This window comes from Brevundimonas sp. LjRoot202, from assembly GCF_964253355.1.
Lineage (GTDB): Bacteria > Pseudomonadota > Alphaproteobacteria > Caulobacterales > Caulobacteraceae > Brevundimonas.
In genome coordinates this window covers 854,514-871,860 of the sequence record NZ_CAXUQW020000001.1, presented here as the reverse complement: position 1 = coordinate 871,860, position 17,347 = coordinate 854,514, and the positions used below count along the sequence as shown (strand labels likewise).

Genomic DNA, 17,347 nt, shown 5'->3' with positions numbered 1-17,347 from the left:
GTAACCAGCCTCAAGCCGCGAGCCTCCGCGAGGCGAGCATAGGCTGAGCAAAAGACAGAACGGCCCCGGAGGAAACTCCGGGGCCGTTTTGTTTGGGCCCGTCATCCCCGGGCCTGGTCGGGAATGACGGCGGAGGGACGGCGAACGGGCGCGCAAGCGGAACATTTGCGCGCCTCGCCCGGTTTCGGCCCCCGAGGACGCTGCGACGGTCGCGGCGCGGACGGGTGGCTTCCCATGTACGACACGGGTTACGAGTTCATCGGCTGGGAACAGCTGTTCGAGGTGTGGGCGCCGAGGGTGCTGGGCGCCCTCCTGATCCTCGTCGCCGCCTGGTTCATCGGCAAGGCGGTGAAATGGGCCCTGGCCAAGGGGGTCGACCGCATCCCCGGGGCCTCGAAGGCCAATCTGAGCGAGAATCCCAAACACACCGTGGGCGCCAGCCTCGGCGACGTGGCCTTCTGGCTGATCCTGCTGTTCGGCGTGGTCGCCGCCCTCGGCGTGCTCAACCTGGGTCAGGTCGTCACCCCGCTCAACGCCCTGCTGACCCAGGTCATGTCCTTCCTGCCGAACATCATCGGCGCGGTCCTGATCTTCTTCATCGGCTTCGTGGTCGCCACCCTGGCGCGCCGGGTCACCGAGGCGGCCCTGCAGGCGGCCAACGCCGACCGCTGGCTGGACAAGGCCGGGCTGTCGAGGGCCACGGGCTCGACCGGGGTCAGCGCCGCCGTCGGCACCCTGGTGTTCGTGCTGGTGCTGATCCCGATCACCATCGCGGCGCTGGAGCAGCTCGGCATCGAGTCGCTGACCGTCCCCGCCGTGGCCGTGCTGTCGACGGTGTTCGACGCCATCCCGAGGGTGCTGGCCGCGGCCATCGTGCTGGCCATCGGCTGGTTCATCGGCCGCTGGGTGGCGCAGGTCGTCGAACGCGTCCTGCCCGCCACCGGCTTCGACCGCAGCGTCTCCAGCGTCATGAGCCTGGCCTCGAACCGGGCGCCCGTAGAGCCGCCGGCCACGACCGCGCCCTACGCCGGCGACGTCACCCCGGCCACGGCCGCGGCGCTCGGCGGCGCGCCGTCGGCCCCGGTCCCGCTGACCCCTTCGCGGGTGGTCGGCAAGCTGGTCATGGTGGCCATCGTCGCCTTCACGGCGGTCGAGGCGGCGCGGCTGCTGCAGTTCTCGACCCTGGCCATGACCGTCGAGGAAATTCTCGGCCTCGCCGGCCGGGTCATCGTCGGCGGCGTCATCATCACCGCCGGGGTGCTGATCGCCGACGTGCTGGCGCGGCTCATCAACAAGGGCACGGGCGGGGCGGACGGCTTCGCCTCGACCCTGGTGCGCTGGGCGACCATCGCCCTGGCCACGGCCATGGGCCTGCGCTTCATGGGCATCGCCGACGACATCGTGCTGCTGGCCTTCGGCCTGGTGCTCGGCGCGGCGGCGGTGGCCGCGGCGCTGGCCTTCGGCCTGGGCGGCCGCAACGCCGCCGGCCAGGTGGCGCAGAGCTGGGCCGACAAGCTCACGCGGCGGCCCGGCGGACGGCCGCCGGCCTAGTCCCGGTACGGCACAGGTTCGCCTGCGAGGGGCGGTGCGGGAGCGCCGCCCCTTCGCAATTCGCCGTCGGCGGGATCGGCCTTGCACGGGAACCCCGGTCCGGCGCCTACGTTCGGTTCACGGACGTTAGGAATTCAGTAACCATGCGACGCGCGCTTCGAACCGGCCTGTTCATCGGCACCCTGATCGGCATGTCGGCCTGCGCCGCCACCCCGGACGACGGGGCTTCGCGCGGGCCCTATGGCGGCGTCGAGATCGGCCGCACCCGCTGATCGCGAAGGAAATCGTGGCGGAGGGGGGAAAACCCCCGTATCATCCATCGCGCGGACGCCGGCTGTCGCGCCGCGCCGGTCCCGCTCCCCCTAGATGTTAGCCATCGCCATCGTCGTCGTACTGCTGCTCGTGGTGCTGAACGGCCTGTTTTCCATGACCGAACTTGCGGTCGTGTCGTCGCGCAAATCCAGACTGCAGAGCCGGGCGGAGAGGGGCGACCGGGGGGCCCGGGCGGCGCTGAAGCTGGCCGAGGAACCGACGCATTTCCTGTCGGCCGTCCAGGTCGGCATCACCCTGATCGGCATCGCCGCGGGCGCCTACGGGCAGGCCGCCATCGCCGGCGAGCTGAACCTCATCCTCGAGGCGGTCTTCCCCGGCCTCGCCGCCTATACCGAGGTGTTCTCGACCGTCCTGGTCATCGTCTTCATCACCTATGTGTCGGTGATCGTGGGGGAACTGGTCCCCAAGCGGCTGGCGCTGATCTTCCCGGAATCAATCGCCTCCAAGATGGCGGCCCCGATCTCGACCGTCGCCATCGTGCTGAAGCCGTTCGTGGTGGTGCTGACGGTTTCGACCTCGGCCATCCTCAAGATCATGGGCGTCAAGGACCGCGACGGTTCGGACGTGACCCAGGAAGAGGTCGAGACGATGATCGCCGAGGGCACCGCCTCGGGTCTGATCGAGCCCGAAGAGCAGGAGATGATCGAGGAGATCCTGCGCCTCGGGGACCGGCCCATCCGGGTGGCCATGACGCCGCGTCACGAGGTGTTCTGGATCGCCCTGGACGACAGCGAGGAACAGCTGCGTCAGGAGATCCGGACCTGCCCCTATTCGCGCATCGTGGTGGCGCGCGAAAACGACGTCGACAACCCCCTGGGCGTTGTTCACAAAAAGGATCTTCTCGACAGCTTGCTGGACAACGGCGAGTTCAACGTCGAGCGGCTGGTGCAGACGCCGGCTTTCATTCCGCAGTCGACCTCGGTCCTGAAGGCGCTCGAGATACTCAAGGCGTCCAAGGTCCACATGGCCTTCCTGGTCGACGAGTACGGCGCCTTCGAGGGCGTGGTGACGGCCACCGACCTGCTGGAGATGATCGCCGGGAACTTCGACGAGGGCCACGACGAGGAAGAGGCCTATATCCGCCAGCGCGAGGACGGCAGCTGGATCGTCGACGGCCAGGCCGACATCGAGGAACTGGCCGACGAACTCGGCGAGGACTTCGGCGAGACGGAAGGGTTCCACACCGTCGCCGGCCTGGTCCTGCACCAGCTGTCGCGGGTGCCGGACGAGGGGGAAATCCTCCAGCTGGGACGGTTCGAGGTCGAGATCATCGACATGGACGACCGCCGCATCGACAAGCTGCTGTTCCGGCAGCTGGTCAAGCCCGAGGACGAGGCCAGCGCCGTCGCGGCGCACCACGACGATTGACCCTTCCGCCCTTGAAAAGGGGCGTGGCGTCGGGCATACGCCCCGGTCTGGCGATTACATGCGTCGACGGGGTCACCCGCGGCGCGCTGTGGTTCGTCTAGGAGTTTAGCTCAGCTGGTAGAGCACCGGTCTCCAAAACCGGGGGTCGTGGGTTCGAGTCCCCCAACTCCTGCCATTTCCCCTGTCGCCGCCGGATAGGGCTTCCTATCTGGGGGCGGCAGGATCAATTCTTTGACGGAATAACGATGGCCAAGGCCAAGACCCCGGGGCGCCGCCCCCAGACCGCACAACCCGCCATAGCGGGCGCCGCTGTCGCGGCTGATGCGCCGAAGAAGCCGCGGGTCTCGATTCCGCAATTCCTGAGCCAGGTCCGGGCCGAGGGTCGCAAGATCGTGTGGCCGAGCCGCAAGGAGACCTGGATCACCTCGGTGATGGTCTTCATCATGGTCGCGCTCGCGTCCGCGTTCTTCTTCCTCGTCGACACCGGCCTGGCCTTCGCCTCGCGCATCATCCTGGCCATCGGTCAGTAAGAGAGACGCCCATGACCGACGCCGCTCCCGCCAAGCCTGCCGCCAATCCGCGGCACAAGTGGTACATCGTCCACGCCTACTCGAACTTCGAGAAGAAGGTGGCCCAGCATCTGCAGGACCAGGCGCGCCAGCAGGGGCTCGAGGACTGCTTCTCGGAAATCCTGGTGCCGACCGAGGACGTCGTCGAGATCCGCCGCGGCCGCAAGGTCAACTCGGAGCGCAAATTCTTCCCCGGCTACGTGCTGGTGAAGATGGAGATGACCGACGACGCCTATCACCTCGTCAAGAACACCCCGAAGGTGACCGGCTTCCTCGGCGCCGCCGGCGGCACCAAGCCGCTGCCGGTCTCGGAGCGTGAGGTCCAGAACATCATCGGGGCCGTGGAAGAGGGCGTCGAGCGTCCGAAGCCCACCATCCGCTTCGACATCGGCGAGACCGTCAAGGTCATCGACGGCCCGTTCGCCAGCTTCGACGGCCAGGTCGAGAGCGTCGACGAGGACAACGCCCGCCTGCGCGTGGCCGTCTCCATCTTCGGCCGCCCGACCCCGGTGGATCTGGAATACAGCCAAGTCGAGAAGAGCGCGGCGTAAGGCAGCGACTCGCCCCGATTCGAACGGGGGACCTCCGACCCGGAGGTCGGTGCTCTACTCCAGCTGAGCTACGAGCCGCCGATTTCAGCTTACCGGTGCTGGATTGCTTCGCCAGCACCCTTCTGCTACACGCGCGCCTCGCTCTGAGGGGCGGTGCGGGTTCGCCCGCATAAATCCGTGGGAGGCAGCCATGCCACGACCACGGCTCACCGGTCCCGATTGAGTTCGGGGCCACTGTAAGGAGAGACCAATGGCCAAGAAGATTCTCGGCTACATCAAGCTGCAGGTGCCCGCGGGCAACGCCACGCCGTCGCCCCCGATCGGCCCGGCCCTGGGTCAGCGCGGCGTCAACATCATGGGCTTCGTCAAGGAGTTCAACGCGCGCACCGAGAAGGAAGTGAAGGGCACGCCCCTGCCGACGGTGATCACCGTCTACCAGGACAAGAGCTTCACCTTCGTCACCAAGACCCCGCCCGCGACCCACTACATCAAGCAGGCCGCCGGCATCACCTCGGGCTCGAAGATGACGGGCCGCGAAGTGGCCGGCAAGATCACGCGCGGCCAGCTGCGCGAGATCGCCGAAAAGAAGATGAAGGATCTGAACGCCAACGACCTGGACGCGGCGACCAAGATCATCGAAGGCTCGGCTCGCGCCATGGGCCTCAACGTCGTGGAGGGCTAAGCACATGGCCAAGCAAACCAAGCGCTTCAAAGCCCGCACCGGCGACGTGACCGCCGTCCTGCCGTTCGCCGACGCCGTCAAGGCCGTCAAGGACAACGCCACGGCCAAGTTCGACGAGTCGATCGAGATCGCCGTCAACCTGGGCGTCGACCCGCGTCACGCCGACCAGCAGGTCCGCGGCGTGGTCAACCTGCCGTCGGGCACGGGCCGCGACGTCCGCGTCGCCGTCTTCGCCAAGGACGCCAAGGCGGCCGAAGCCCTCGCGGCCGGCGCCGACATCGTGGGCGCCGAGGATCTGTACGAGAAGATCAACGGCGGCTTCATGGACTTCGACCGCGTCATCGCGTCCCCGGACATGATGGCCCTGGTCGGCCGTCTGGGTAAGGTGCTGGGCCCGCGCGGCCTGATGCCGAACCCGAAGGTCGGCACCGTGACCCCGAACGTCGCGCAGGCGGTCAAGGACGCCAAGGGCGGCGCGGTCGAGTTCCGCGTCGAGAAGGCCGGCATCGCCCACGGCGGCATCGGCAAGGCCTCCTTCACCCAGGAAGCCCTCGAAGCCAACGTGAAGGCCTATGTGGACGCGCTCAGCCGCGCCCGCCCGGCCGGCGCCAAGGGCACCTATATCAAGCGCATCACCCTGTCCTCGACCATGGGCCCGGGCTTCAAGATCGATCCGGCCTCGCTGGGCGCCTGATCGACCTGACGGACTGAAGAACGCGGCGGCGGAGAGCGATCTCCGCCGCCGTTTTCGTTTGCACCCTGCCGTTGCAGGCGCGAGGGTGCGGTATCCAGAAGGGGGTCGGGTCATGCGGTTCATCGCCATCGTTTCAGCTGTCGCGCTGGCCGTCGCGGCCGGGCCGGTCCTGGCCCAGACGGCCCCGGCGCCCCTGCTGCCGGTGGCGACCGAGACGTCACCGCCGGACGCCGCGCGCGAGGGGCGCCTCGAGCTGGCCGAACGCTATCTGGTGCTGACCCAGGGCGGCGACCTGGTGAAGCAGATGCGCGGCCAGATCGAGGAGAGTTACGGCGCCTCGGGGATGCCGGCCGACCAGCGCGACTGGATGGCCGAGGGCATGGGCGACCTGCTGACGGAGGTGATGGAGCTGGCCATCGTGGAGCTACGCGACGACGTGGCCGACAGCTTCACGGTCCAGGAACTCGAAACCGCCATCGCCTTCTACGACTCGCCCGTCGGGCGATCGGTCGTCCGCAAGCAGCTGGACATGAACATGGAGTTGCAGGAGGTGATGATGCCGCTCCTGATGCCGCGGATAACGTCGCTGATGGAGAAGTTCTGCCTGCGCTTCGACTGCTCGGCGATGGGCGAAGCGGCGGCCAAGCAGTTCCGCTGACCTGCCGGCCGTCGAACCTTCCGTAGACAGACGGGTTGACGCGCCCGGGAAGACGCGGGACTGACCGCATACGGATTCCGCGGGAGATTCTTCGATGCTGGGCTGGTTCCAGGCGCTGCTGCCCAAGGAAGACAATTTCTTTCGTCTTTTCGACGCCCATGCGGCGACGCTGACCAAGGGCGCCGAGGCGCTGCGCAAGGCGCTGGACGGCGGCGACGAGACCGCCCACTGGTGCCAGCGGATTTTCGACCATGAGCACGAGGCCGACAACGTCGCCCGCGACGTGCTGTTCGCGGTGCGGCGCAGCTTCATCACGCCGTTCGACCGTTCGGACATCCGGGGACTGACCAACTCGCTCGACGACTCCATCGACCAGATGCAGAAGACCGCCAAGGTCATGACGCTGTACGAGATGCGCGACTTCGCTCCGCACATGCGCCTGCTCGGGGATATCGCGGTCGAGGCGGCGGCGCTGACAGTGGAAGCGGTGGCGCTGCTGCCGGAGATGCGAAAGCATCACGGACGGCTGAACGAGCTGACCGAGAGCATCGCCCGGCTGGAGAGCGACAGCGACACCCTCTACGACGAGGGCATGCGGGCGCTTTACCAGGCGCACCGGGGCGGCGACGCCATGGCCTTCATGATCGGCGGCGAGGTCTATGATCACCTCGAGAAGGTCGTCGACCGGTTCGAGGACGTCGCCAACCGCATCAGCGGCATCCTGGTCGAACACCTGTAGGAGCGCCCCATGGACGGCGCCCTGCTGATCCTGATCTTCCTGATCGCCGTCGCCCTGCTGTTCGACTTCCTGAACGGCCTGCACGACGCCGCCAACTCGATCGCCACCATCGTGGCGACGCGGGTGCTGCCCCCGGTCTACGCGGTCGGCTGGGCCGCCTTCTTCAACTTCATCGCCTTCCTGTTCTTCGGCCTGCACGTGGCCGACACCATCGGGCGCGGGATCATCGATCCGACCGTCATCTCGGATCAGGTGATCTTCGGGGCCCTGATGGGGGCGATCAGCTGGAACGTCATCACCTGGCTGGCCGGGATACCGTCGTCGAGCTCGCATGCCCTGATCGGCGGCCTGCTGGGGGCGGGTATAGCCAAGGCGGGCACGGGGGCGGTGGTGGTGGCCGGCGTGACCAAGACGGTGAGCGCCATCTTCCTGTCGCCGGCGGTGGGCTTTTCGCTGGCCCTGGTGCTGGTGCTGATCGTGTCCTGGGCCTTCGTGAAGGTGAACCCGTCGACCGCCGACAAGGCCTTCCGGCGCATGCAGTTCGTCTCGGCCTCGGCCTATTCCCTGGGCCACGGCGGCAACGATGCGCAGAAGACCATGGGCATCATCGCCGTGCTGCTGTTCTCGCGCGCGCCGGCCGGATCGGAATTCGTGGTGCCCTTCTGGGTCGTCATCACCTGCCAGGCGGCGATCGCCCTGGGCACGCTGTTCGGCGGCTGGCGGATCGTCCACACCATGGGCTCGCGGATCACTCGGCTGAGCCCGCAGCAGGGCTTCTGCGCCGAGACCGGCGGGGCCATCACCCTGTTCCTGGCCACCGGCATGGGCATCCCCGTCTCGACCACGCACACCATCACCGGGGCCATCGTCGGCGTCGGCGCCGCGCGGCGCGCCTCGGCGGTGCGCTGGGGCGTGGCGCGCAGCATCGTCACGGCCTGGTTCATCACCATGCCCGCCGCCGCGGCCATCGGAGCCCTGTTCTACTGGATCGGCGGAGCGTTCCTGACCTGATGGCCGAGACCCCCGCCTCCGAGGAGCGCGCCGAGCGGCTGCAGGTCGCGGCCCTGCCGTGGCGGCGCCGACCGGGCGGCGTCGAGATACTGCTCGTCACCTCGCGCGAGACGCGGCGCTGGGTCACGCCCAAGGGCGGCCGCATGACCGGCAAGACCGACGCCGAGGCCGCCGCCCAGGAGGCGCTGGAGGAGGCCGGGATCGAGGGCGTGGTCGGCGACGAGCCGCTGGGGACGTTCCGCTATCTGAAAATCCTGAAACGCCGCGCGCCCCGCTGGTGCGTGGTCGCCCTGTACGATCTCGAGGTGACCGCCGAACATGCCGAGTGGCAGGAGCAGGCGGAACGCGAGCGTGTCTGGCTGCCCCGCGACACCGCCGCGGCCTGGGTCGACGAGCCCGACCTCAAGGCGTTGATCGCCGCCTTCGAACCCTGAACCGGGCTTGTGTTCGACCGCCCCGTCGCGGACTATGCGCGAAAGGGGGACGACCATGCGCTTGATGATTGTATGTCTGGCGGGAGCCTTGGCGGGCGCCGCCCTGATCGGCTCGCCCGCGCAGGCCCGGGAAACGCCGCAGGCCGCCGCGGCGCCCACGGCCCGGCAGCTGGAACTGACACGCCGGTACATCGACCTGACGATGACGGACCAGTTCGAGAACGCCATTCGCCAGCTGATCGTCGACCAGGCGTCGCTGGACCCGGACACGCGCGACCTGCCCGCGGAGGACCGGCGATTTCTCGTCGATCTGGCGGCCGAGCTCACTACGGACATGATTCCGCAGATGATCGAGGCGATGGTTCCGGTCTACGCCAGCGCCTTCACGGAGGCCGAACTCGAGGCCCTGCTCGGCTTCTACGACACCGAGATGGGGCGGACGATCATCGAGAAGACCATGGTGGCGCTGCCCGAGGCCACCCGGGCGACCATGACGGTGATGCCGCAGCTCATGAACAAAATGGCCGCGCGCGTGTGCGAGCACTATGGTTGCGAGCCGGGCGAACTGGAGGCGTTGCAGCGCGAGATGCGCGGCCAGATCGCGGCGGCGCCGCCGCCCAAATAGCACGGGGCGTTCAGATCCTCCCGGCCGTGGCCATGAAGCAGCCGCGCCGGGCCGTGTGCAGGTGGATGCGCGACACGGCGGGGTCGGCGAACCACGTCTCCAGCCGTCCGGCCAGGTCACGGCCCTCGACCACGTCGGCGTCCGTCATCATCCAGTCGGCGTCATAGATCCGCGCCGACAGCAGGCGGCGGCCCAGCATGTCCGGGACCTCGCCGGCGGCTGGGACGGCCTGCACGACTCCCTCGCGCACGAAGATCGGGCCGTCGCCGCGATAGGGGCTGGCCGGGGCGTCGAGGTGGCGGTGGTTGATCAGCAGCAGCCGCTCCCCCGGCTCGGCGTCGGCCAGGCTGACCCGGCAGGGCGCGGCGTGCGGGGCGTCGGCGATCATGCGCCGGGCCCCGATGGCCGCCAGGGCCTCGTCGTCGAGATCGAACAGCGGCAGGAACGGCGCCGGGGAGAGGGCCTGGATGCGAAAGCTCATGTTCTGGTGTCTCCTTCACCGCCGATGTGACAGGCGCGGCGGTGGGCGTCTCGCGGCTTTCGGGCGTTGCGTCAGGCGGCCCGCGTCCCCAAAAGGAAAGCCATGAACGCCCCCTTCAAGACTCCCGCCGACCCCGCTGAAGCCCCCGTCTGGGACCTGTCCGACCTCTACGCCTCGTCCGCGGACCCGCGCATCGAGGCCGACCTCGAGCGCGCCCGGGGGCTGGTGGGCGACCTCAACGCCCTGCAGGGGCGGCTGGTGGAGGCGCGGTCGGGCGCCGCCCTGCTCGGCGAACGGCTGGACCGGGCGGTGAGCCTGTACGAACAGGCGTCGGACCTGCTGGGCGGCCTCGGGGCGTACGCCTTCCTGGCGGCCTCGACCAACCGCAACGACGCCGGCGCGCAGGGCTTCGAGGCGACCGTGCGGGAGAAGATCACCGCCATCGCCACGCCGACGGTCTGGGTCACGCTGGAGATCAACCAGCTGGAGGGGCCGGAGATCGAGGCGGCGCTGGAGGCGTGGCCGGCGGCGGCGCGCTGGCGGCCGTGGCTGCGGCGGGTGCGGGCCATGAAGCCGCACGAGCTGTCGCACGAGCTGGAGACCTTCCTCGCCGAGCGCGGCCCGATCAGCGCCCAGTGGCCCCGCCTGTTCGACGAAACCATGGCGGCGATGCGGGTGAGGGCCGGCAGGGACGAGCTGACCCTGTCCGAGGCGTTGAACCGGCTGTCGGACCCGAAGGGGGCGCGGCGCAAGGCGGCGGCCGAAGGGCTGAACGAGGCCTTGGGCGCGCGGACCCAGGCCATGGCGCTGGTGCTCAACACCGTCGCCGCCGACAAGGCGCTGGAGGACAAGTGGCGCGGCTTCATGCGGCCCGCCGACAGCCGCCACCTGGCCAATGAGGTCGATGGGGACGCGGTCGACGCCATGGCCGAGGCGGTCGCGGCGGCGTATCCGCGCCTGTCGCACCGCTATTACGCGCTCAAGGCCCGGGCCATGGGCAAGACGACCCTGGACCAATGGGACCGCAATGCGCCGATCGAGACCAGCGCGCCGCGCGGCTACGACTGGGCGCAGGGCAAGGACCTGGTGCTGGAAAGCTTCGGCGATCTGGGCGGCGAGTTCGCCGACCGGGCGCGGGGCTTCTTCGAGCGGCCGTGGATCGACGGCAGGGCGCGGCCGGGGAAGCAGTCGGGGGCCTACGCCCATCCGGTGACCTCGGACCGGCACCCCTATGTGTTCCTGAACTGGATGGGCGAGCGGCGCGACGTGCTGACCCTGGCGCACGAGCTGGGGCATGGCGTGCACCAGACGCTGGCGGCCGGGCAGGGGTCGCTGCTGGCGGATACGCCGCTGACCCTGGCCGAGACGGCGTCGATCTTCGCCGAGGGGCTGACCTTCGACCGACTGCTGAAGACCGCGCCCACGGCCGAGCAGCGCGGCCTGCTGGCCGGACGGATCGAGGACGGGCTCAACACCGTGATCCGCCAGATCGCCTTCCACCGCTTCGAGACCCGCTTCCACGACGAACGCGCGGCGGGCGAGGTGTCGGTCGAGCGGATCGGCGAACTGTGGCTGGAGGAGATGGGCGGCTCGCTGGGTCCGGCGGTGACGCTCAACCCCGGCTATGAGCACTGGTGGAGCTATGTCGGCCACTTCGTGCACTCTCCGTTCTACGTCTACGCCTATGCGTTTGGAGACCTGCTGGTGGCGGCGCTGATGGAGACGCGGGCCAAGGACCCGGCGGGCTTCACGCCGCTGTATCGCGAACTGCTCGCGGGCGGGGGCTCGCGCGGCTATGTCGAGGCGCTGGCGCCGTTCGGGCTGAACCCGCGCGACCCGGCTTTCTGGACCATCGGCACGAAACGGCTGGAGGGGCTGATCGACCGGTTCGAGGCGCTGGTCTGAGGCCAGGCGGCGCGAATTGTCGCCGCCCGCTTGAGCGCGGCGCCGGCCCCGCTATAAGAGCGCCAACCGCTTTTCAGATTCCCGGACCCGATCATGGCCGACCCGCATCACGCCGACGCTCACGACGACTACATTCGCGGCTCGCAGAAGATCGACGAGCAGGCGTCGACGTTCGCCCTGTTCGTCGGACTGGCCAAGTGGGGCTCGCTGCTGACCGCGGCCACCCTGGTGTTCCTGGTGCTGTGGTTCCAGCCCGGCGGCAGCTTCATCGGCGGCGCGATCACCGCCTTCGTGGTTCTGGTCGCGGGCTTCTTCTTCCTGAAGTCGGGCAAGAAGTCCCACTGACAATCCTGTTCGTCTCCGCAAGGAGACGGATTCTGTCTTTTGACGGCCCCCGCTGGATAAGCCTAACCTTCCCCGTCCAGTTCTGACGGAGGGATTCGCTTGGCTGTCGCCATCGCCGTGAGCCGCGAACGCCGTGATGGCGAGACGCGCTGCGCCGTCACTCCGGAAACGGTGAAGAAGCTGATCGCCCTCGGGGCGACCGTCGCCGTCGAGGCCGGGACCGGCGCGGGCTCGTCCATTCCCGATGCGGACTATGCGGCCGCCGGGGCGGCGGTGAAGCCGGACATCAAGGCGGTGCTGGCCGGGGCCGACATCCTGTTGAAGGTGCGCGGACCGACGGCGCAGGAGACCAGCGCGTTGAAGCCGGGCGCGGTGGTCGTGGCCCTGCTCGACGCCTACCGCGACAAGGAGACGGTGACGGCGCTGGCCGGCGCGAACGTCACCGCCTTCGCCATGGAGTTCGTGCCCCGCATCAGCCGGGCGCAGGTGATGGACGCCCTGTCGTCGCAGGCCAACCTGGCCGGCTATCGCGCCGTGATCGAGGCGGCCTACGCCTTCGGCAAGGGCTTTCCGATGATGATGACGGCGGCGGGCACGGTCGCCCCGGCCAAGGTCTTCGTGATGGGCGCGGGCGTGGCGGGGCTGCAGGCCGTGGCCACGGCGCGGCGGCTGGGCGCGGTGGTCACCGCCACCGACGTGCGACCGGCCTCCAAGGAACAGGTCGAGAGCCTCGGGGCCAAGTTCGTCGCGGTCGAGGACGAGGAGTTCAAGGCCGCCGAGACCGCGGCCGGCTACGCCAAGCCGATGTCGGCCGAGTATCAGGCCAAGCAGGCCGAGCTGACCGCCAGCCACATCGTCAAGCAGGACATCGTCATCACCACCGCCCTGATCCCGGGGCGGCCCGCGCCGCGGCTGGTGACGGCGGCGCATGTGGCCTCGATGAAGCCGGGCAGCGTGCTGGTCGACCTCGCCATCGACAACGGCGGCAACGTCGAAGGAGCGAAGGCGGGCGAGGTGGTGACCACGACGGGCGGCGTGCAGATCGTCGGCTGGACCAATATGGCGGGCCGGATCGCGGCGGACGCCTCGGCCCTCTACGCGCGCAATCTAAGCGCCTTTGTCGGCCTGATGGTCAAGGACGGGGCGCTGGCGGTCGATCTGGAGGACGAGATCCTCAAGGCGGCGGCGGTGACCCACCGAGGGGCCGTGGTGCATGAGGGTGTGAAGAGCTGATGGAACACGTCGACCCCACCATCTTCCGCCTGGCCATCTTCGTGCTGGCGATCTTCGTCGGCTACTATGTGGTCTGGAGCGTCACGCCCGCGCTGCACACCCCGCTGATGGCGGTGACCAACGCCATCTCGTCGGTGATCATCGTCGGCGGGCTGATCGCGGCGGCGGCGAGCGGGAACGACGGCTGGGTCGCCAAGGGCGCCGGCGTCGCGGCCGTGACCCTGGCCAGCGTCAACATCTTCGGCGGCTTCATGGTCACCCGGCGCATGCTGGCCATGTACCGCAAGAAGGAACGGCCGAAGTGAACCGGCCGCTCGACACCTATGTCATGATCGCCATCCCGCTTGCGTTGGCCATGGTGCTCGCGCTGGTCCTTTTCAGCGGCCGGATGAAGCCGGAGACCCGGACCGGCGTCGAGCGCGTGATGGCGGCGGTCTTCTATCCGGTGGCGACATTCTACTGGCTGTGGCGCGCCGCTGAATTCCTTGGCGAAGGATCACTGCTCAAGTCGGCCGAGATGGCGATTGTGGCGGCCGTCTTCATCGGGCTCGGCTTCAAGGCCATTCGCGCCGGCCGACTGGCGCCGGGCTCGAAGGCCGGCGAATGACCTTCGACATCCAGCAGTTCGCGGTCGGCGCGTCATGGGTCGCCACGGCGATCGGGGCGGCGCTGTGGCTGTGGAGCTGGCTCGGCGAGAAGAACGCCATCCGCAAGCTGCGCTTTCTCGACTGCGGCGTGGTGCTGCTGTTCTCGTCGATCCTGCTGCGCATCGTGGCGCAGGAGCGGCCGATGAGCATCTGGGACTGGGCCGTGGTTTTCGTCGGTCCGCTGTTCATCGCCGCCGCCCTGTGGCGGCTGGCGCGGACGGCCTGCCCGCCGCCGGGGCGCTGACCATGACGGCCGGGGCTCATGGGATCGATCACAGGCGGACCGGACTCCTGGCCGTGCTCGCGGCCCTCCCTGTTCTCGGCTCCGCCTCTCCGGCGGGCGCGCAGACCTGGGTCGGGGACAGTATCGAAGACGGCATGCACTGGCACGTCTCCGCCCCGGAAGGCGCGAACTGGCGTCTGGTGTGCCGGTTTCCGCCGGTCACCTACTATCGCAGCGTCTACAACCAGAAAGCCTGGATCAACAGGTTCGAGCGCAGCGGCCGCGGACCGGATTCCGGGCGTCTGCCCCTGAACGTCGGCCACTGCCACGTCTGGAAGACCGGCGGCCGCGGCGCGGTCGCCATCGCCCTGTCGCGCCCCGGCGAGACCGTTGCCGACGCCACCCGGGACCCGGCGGCCCCCGCCGCGGTCGGCTTCCTGTGAAGACGCCCCCCTTGAGAGGATCAGCATGAACGCATCGATCGCGGCCCTGGCCTATCTGGTCTCCGGCGTCCTGTTCATTCTCAGCCTGCGCGGCCTGTCGAGCCCGGAGACGAGCCGGCGCGGCAATACGCTGGGCATGGTCGGCATGGCGCTGGCCGTGGGCGTGACGCTGGCCACCCTGTGGTCGAGCGGGACGCTGGACCCGCTGACCCTCGCCCTGATCGCCGGCGGCGTGGTGGTCGGCGGCGGGGCGGGCGCGCTGATCGCGGCGCGGGTGCAGATGACCCAGATGCCCCAGCTGGTGGCGGCCTTCCACAGCCTGGTCGGCATGGCGGCCTGTCTGGTGGCGGTGGGGGCGGTCTATGCGCCCGAGAGCTTCGGCATCGCCACGGCCGCGGGCGGCATCAAGACGATCTCGATCATCGAGCTCAGCCTCGGCGTCGCCATCGGCGCGGTGACCTTCACCGGCTCGGTGATCGCCTTCGCCAAGCTGAACGGCAATATGAGCGGAGCGCCGATCCTGTTGCCGGCGCGGCACCTGATCAACATCGCCCTGGCGCTCGGGCTGGTGCTGCTGATCGGCGTCATGATCGCCTCGGGCGGTACGGCGACCTGGGCCTTCTGGGGCGTGTTCCTGATCGCCCTGATCCTCGGCGCCACCCTGATCATCCCCATCGGGGGCGCCGACATGCCGGTGGTGGTGTCGATGCTCAACTCCTACTCCGGCTGGGCCGCGGCGGCGCTGGGCTTCACCCTCGAGAACATCGCCCTGATCATCACCGGGGCGCTGGTCGGCAGTTCGGGCGCGATCCTCAGCTACATCATGTGCAAGGGCATGAACCGCAGCTTCGTCTCGGTGATCCTCGGCGGCTTCGGCGGAGGGGACGCGGCGGCCGGAGCGGGCGGGGCGGCCGAAACCCGCCCGGTCAAGCAGGGCTCGGCGGAAGACGCGGCCTTCATCATGAAGAACGCCTCGAAGGTCATTATCGTCCCCGGCTACGGCATGGCCGTGGCCCAGGCCCAGCACGCCCTGCGCGAGATGGCCGATGCGCTGAAGGAGGAGGGGGTCGAGGTCAAATACGCCATCCACCCCGTCGCCGGCCGCATGCCCGGCCACATGAACGTGCTGCTGGCCGAGGCCAATGTGCCCTATGACGAGGTGTTCGAGCTGGAGGACATCAACAGCGAGTTCAGCTCCTGCGACGTGGCCTTCGTCATCGGCGCCAACGACGTCACCAACCCCGCCGCCAAGACCGACCCGCAGAGCCCGATCTACGGCATGCCGGTGCTGGACGTGGAGAAGGCGGGAACGGTGCTGTTCATCAAGCGCGGCATGGGCAGCGGCTATGCCGGGGTGGAGAACGAGCTGTTCTTCCGCGACAACACCATGATGCTGTTCGCCGACGCCAAGAAGATGGTCGAGGGGATCGTGAAGGCGCTGTGAGGCTATGACCTCGATCCGTTGGGGACGCGGGGTCCTGTCGGTCCTCGCCGGCATCGTCGCCGTCTATGTGATCGTGCTCGGCGCGATGTTCTTCATGCAGCGCGACCTGCTCTACTATCCGGTCGCGGCGGGGGCTTCGCCGGATCCCGGCGGGCCGTCGATACAGGTCGTTCAGATCGACACAGAGGACGGCGAGCGTCTGGTGGGCTGGTGGCTGCCGCCCGAAGCCGACAATCCGACAATCCTGTTCTTCAACGGCAACGCCGCGGGCTTGGCCGTCCAGGAAGGGCGCTGGCGGCGCATTGCGGACAGGGGCGTCGGCTTCCTCGCCATCGGCTACCGCGGCTATGACGGCTCCACCGGCCGACCGACCGAGGCGGGGCTGCACAAGGACGCCGATGCCGCCTACGAGTGGTTGGCCCGGCGCGTCGAACCGTCCCGGATCGTCATTCACGGCTTCTCGCTGGGCAGCGGGGTGGCCGTCCGGCTCGCCAGCCAGAGACCGGCCCGCGCGGTCGTGCTGGAAGCGCCCTATACCTCGACGGTCGATGTCGCCGCCAAGGCCTATCCGTGGGCGCCGGTGAGCCTGCTGATGCTCGACCAATACCGTTCGCGGGACATCATCGACCGGATCGACGCGCCGGTTCTGGTGATCCATGGCGACGCGGACGAGGTGATTCCCTTCGAGCAGGGATGGGCCCTGTATCGGATGGCCCGACCGCCGAAGGCCTTCGTGCGCATGGTCGGCTCGAACCACAGCACGCTCGTGCGCGACGGCGCCTACGACCATATCTGGCGCTTCCTGGACCTGCCGCCGGGACCGCCGAGCGCCGCCGAGGGCCATCAGGCGCGCTCGGCGATAGTCGCCGACGGGTTGGAGCTCTCGCGATGACCGACCCCGCCGCCCTCGGCTTCCTGAAGCCGGAGAAATACGCCGCGGTGGAGCGGGAGCGGCGCTGGCTGTGCGCGGGCTTGCCCGGTCTGCCGGTGCTGCGGGCCGAGGCGATCCGGGACCTGTATGTCGAGGGTTCGCGCCTGCGGCTGCGCGAGGCGAGGCCGGTCGGGGGCGGTCCGACCATCTACCGGTTGTCGAAGAAGGCCGATCTGGCCCCGGAGCGCCGCCTGATCACCACCCTGTATCTGACCCAAGCCGAGTTCGCCCTGTTCGCCGGCCTGCCGGGGCGTGTGCTGGAGAAGACCCGCCACTATTACGCCGCCGACGGCGCGACCCTGTCGGTGGATCGGTTCGAGGGGGCGCTGGGCGGCCTGTTCCTGGCCGAGGCGGAGTTCGCCGACGATGACGCCATGGCCGCCTTCCCGCACCCGGATTTCGCCGTGCGTGAGGTCACCGACGATCCGCGCTATACAGGCGGGGAACTGGTCCGGGCCGGGGTTCCCTGACCGACGGGGT

At 69.0% G+C, this 17,347-nt stretch carries 23 protein-coding genes and 2 tRNA genes; 23 read left to right on the top strand and 2 right to left on the bottom strand.

Annotation, left to right across the window (positions count from 1 at the left end; all coding sequences use genetic code 11):
- Window positions 1-234 precede the first annotated feature (234 nt).
- From ACSQ1L_RS04840 to nusG, 6 genes are all read left to right on the top strand, one after another.
- A complete protein-coding gene (locus ACSQ1L_RS04840) occupies window positions 235-1,551 on the top strand; it encodes a mechanosensitive ion channel (RefSeq protein WP_435992469.1) in 1,317 nt (438 codons plus the stop codon).
- A 143-nt stretch (window positions 1,552-1,694) separates the two neighbouring features.
- Window positions 1,695-1,823 carry a hypothetical protein gene (locus tag ACSQ1L_RS04835; protein ID WP_435992468.1) on the top strand — a complete coding sequence of 43 codons (129 nt, stop codon included), beginning with the start codon at window positions 1,695-1,697 and terminating at the stop codon, window positions 1,821-1,823.
- 94 nt (window positions 1,824-1,917) lie between these two features.
- Window positions 1,918-3,252: a hemolysin family protein gene (locus tag ACSQ1L_RS04830; protein ID WP_435992466.1), complete on the top strand. Its 1,335-nt coding sequence runs from the start codon at window positions 1,918-1,920 to the stop codon at window positions 3,250-3,252.
- A 99-nt stretch (window positions 3,253-3,351) separates the two neighbouring features.
- A tRNA-Trp gene (locus ACSQ1L_RS04825) sits at window positions 3,352-3,427 on the top strand.
- A gap of 70 nt (window positions 3,428-3,497) precedes the next feature.
- Window positions 3,498-3,782 (top strand): preprotein translocase subunit SecE, encoded by a 285-nt coding sequence (gene secE, locus ACSQ1L_RS04820; RefSeq protein WP_435992464.1) that lies wholly within the window; start codon window positions 3,498-3,500, stop codon window positions 3,780-3,782.
- An 11-nt stretch (window positions 3,783-3,793) separates the two neighbouring features.
- Window positions 3,794-4,372, top strand: coding sequence for a transcription termination/antitermination protein NusG (gene nusG / locus ACSQ1L_RS04815; RefSeq protein WP_435992462.1), 579 nt, complete (start codon window positions 3,794-3,796; stop codon window positions 4,370-4,372).
- A 4-nt stretch (window positions 4,373-4,376) separates the two neighbouring features.
- Here nusG and ACSQ1L_RS04810 read toward each other — a convergent pair.
- Window positions 4,377-4,450, bottom strand: a tRNA-OTHER gene (locus tag ACSQ1L_RS04810).
- 172 nt (window positions 4,451-4,622) lie between these two features.
- Between ACSQ1L_RS04810 and rplK the strand changes: the two genes are divergently transcribed.
- The 7 genes from rplK (at window position 4,623) to ACSQ1L_RS04775 (ending at window position 9,215) form a co-directional block, all read left to right on the top strand.
- On the top strand, window positions 4,623-5,054 hold the full coding sequence (gene rplK, locus ACSQ1L_RS04805) for a 50S ribosomal protein L11 (protein ID WP_324777633.1): 432 nt from the start codon (window positions 4,623-4,625) through the stop codon (window positions 5,052-5,054).
- Between the two features lie 4 nt (window positions 5,055-5,058).
- On the top strand, window positions 5,059-5,748 hold the full coding sequence (gene rplA, locus ACSQ1L_RS04800) for a 50S ribosomal protein L1 (protein WP_435992460.1): 690 nt from the start codon (window positions 5,059-5,061) through the stop codon (window positions 5,746-5,748).
- A 112-nt stretch (window positions 5,749-5,860) separates the two neighbouring features.
- Entirely contained in the window at window positions 5,861-6,406 is a 546-nt protein-coding gene (locus tag ACSQ1L_RS04795; protein WP_435992458.1) for a DUF2059 domain-containing protein, read from the top strand.
- Window positions 6,407-6,500: 94 nt separating this feature from the next.
- Window positions 6,501-7,145: a DUF47 domain-containing protein gene (locus ACSQ1L_RS04790; RefSeq protein WP_435992456.1), complete on the top strand. Its 645-nt coding sequence runs from the start codon at window positions 6,501-6,503 to the stop codon at window positions 7,143-7,145.
- Between the two features lie 9 nt (window positions 7,146-7,154).
- Window positions 7,155-8,156 carry an anion permease gene (locus ACSQ1L_RS04785; RefSeq protein ID WP_435992454.1) on the top strand — a complete coding sequence of 334 codons (1,002 nt, stop codon included), beginning with the start codon at window positions 7,155-7,157 and terminating at the stop codon, window positions 8,154-8,156.
- Window positions 8,156-8,590, top strand: a complete 435-nt coding sequence (locus ACSQ1L_RS04780; RefSeq protein ID WP_435992452.1) for an NUDIX hydrolase — start codon at window positions 8,156-8,158, stop codon at window positions 8,588-8,590. Before ACSQ1L_RS04785 ends, ACSQ1L_RS04780 begins: the two co-directional genes overlap by 1 nt.
- 55 nt (window positions 8,591-8,645) lie before the next feature.
- The gene (locus ACSQ1L_RS04775; protein WP_435992450.1) at window positions 8,646-9,215 is read left to right on the top strand and encodes a DUF2059 domain-containing protein; all 570 of its coding nucleotides are present in this window, start codon (window positions 8,646-8,648) and stop codon (window positions 9,213-9,215) included.
- 10 nt (window positions 9,216-9,225) lie between these two features.
- Here the strand turns inward: ACSQ1L_RS04775 and ACSQ1L_RS04770 are convergent, their stop codons facing one another.
- Window positions 9,226-9,696, bottom strand: coding sequence for a DUF1203 domain-containing protein (locus tag ACSQ1L_RS04770; RefSeq protein WP_435992448.1), 471 nt, complete (start codon window positions 9,694-9,696; stop codon window positions 9,226-9,228).
- Between the two features lie 102 nt (window positions 9,697-9,798).
- Here ACSQ1L_RS04770 and ACSQ1L_RS04765 point away from each other — a divergent pair, with 102 nt between their 5' ends.
- The 10 genes from ACSQ1L_RS04765 (at window position 9,799) to ACSQ1L_RS04720 (ending at window position 17,337) form a co-directional block, all read left to right on the top strand.
- The gene (locus tag ACSQ1L_RS04765; RefSeq protein WP_435992446.1) at window positions 9,799-11,601 is read left to right on the top strand and encodes a M3 family oligoendopeptidase; all 1,803 of its coding nucleotides are present in this window, start codon (window positions 9,799-9,801) and stop codon (window positions 11,599-11,601) included.
- 93 nt (window positions 11,602-11,694) lie between these two features.
- Window positions 11,695-11,946 (top strand): aa3-type cytochrome c oxidase subunit IV, encoded by a 252-nt coding sequence (locus ACSQ1L_RS04760; protein ID WP_435992444.1) that lies wholly within the window; start codon window positions 11,695-11,697, stop codon window positions 11,944-11,946.
- A gap of 99 nt (window positions 11,947-12,045) precedes the next feature.
- Window positions 12,046-13,179, top strand: coding sequence for a Re/Si-specific NAD(P)(+) transhydrogenase subunit alpha (locus ACSQ1L_RS04755; protein WP_435992442.1), 1,134 nt, complete (start codon window positions 12,046-12,048; stop codon window positions 13,177-13,179).
- On the top strand, window positions 13,179-13,484 hold the full coding sequence (locus ACSQ1L_RS04750; RefSeq protein ID WP_435992440.1) for an NAD(P) transhydrogenase subunit alpha: 306 nt from the start codon (window positions 13,179-13,181) through the stop codon (window positions 13,482-13,484). The genes ACSQ1L_RS04755 and ACSQ1L_RS04750 overlap by 1 nt, the downstream gene beginning before the upstream one ends.
- A complete protein-coding gene (locus tag ACSQ1L_RS04745) occupies window positions 13,481-13,786 on the top strand; it encodes a hypothetical protein (RefSeq protein ID WP_435992438.1) in 306 nt (101 codons plus the stop codon). The genes ACSQ1L_RS04750 and ACSQ1L_RS04745 overlap by 4 nt, the downstream gene beginning before the upstream one ends.
- Window positions 13,783-14,070: a hypothetical protein gene (locus ACSQ1L_RS04740; RefSeq protein ID WP_435992437.1), complete on the top strand. Its 288-nt coding sequence runs from the start codon at window positions 13,783-13,785 to the stop codon at window positions 14,068-14,070. The genes ACSQ1L_RS04745 and ACSQ1L_RS04740 overlap by 4 nt, the downstream gene beginning before the upstream one ends.
- Window positions 14,071-14,123: 53 nt before the next feature.
- The gene (locus tag ACSQ1L_RS04735) at window positions 14,124-14,492 is read left to right on the top strand and encodes a hypothetical protein (protein WP_435992435.1); all 369 of its coding nucleotides are present in this window, start codon (window positions 14,124-14,126) and stop codon (window positions 14,490-14,492) included.
- 25 nt (window positions 14,493-14,517) lie between these two features.
- Window positions 14,518-15,936: an NAD(P)(+) transhydrogenase (Re/Si-specific) subunit beta gene (locus ACSQ1L_RS04730; RefSeq protein ID WP_435992433.1), complete on the top strand. Its 1,419-nt coding sequence runs from the start codon at window positions 14,518-14,520 to the stop codon at window positions 15,934-15,936.
- 4 nt (window positions 15,937-15,940) lie between these two features.
- Window positions 15,941-16,828, top strand: a complete 888-nt coding sequence (locus tag ACSQ1L_RS04725; protein ID WP_435992431.1) for an alpha/beta hydrolase — start codon at window positions 15,941-15,943, stop codon at window positions 16,826-16,828.
- On the top strand, window positions 16,825-17,337 hold the full coding sequence (locus ACSQ1L_RS04720) for a hypothetical protein (RefSeq protein ID WP_435992429.1): 513 nt from the start codon (window positions 16,825-16,827) through the stop codon (window positions 17,335-17,337). The genes ACSQ1L_RS04725 and ACSQ1L_RS04720 overlap by 4 nt, the downstream gene beginning before the upstream one ends.
- Window positions 17,338-17,347: the final 10 nt, after the last annotated feature.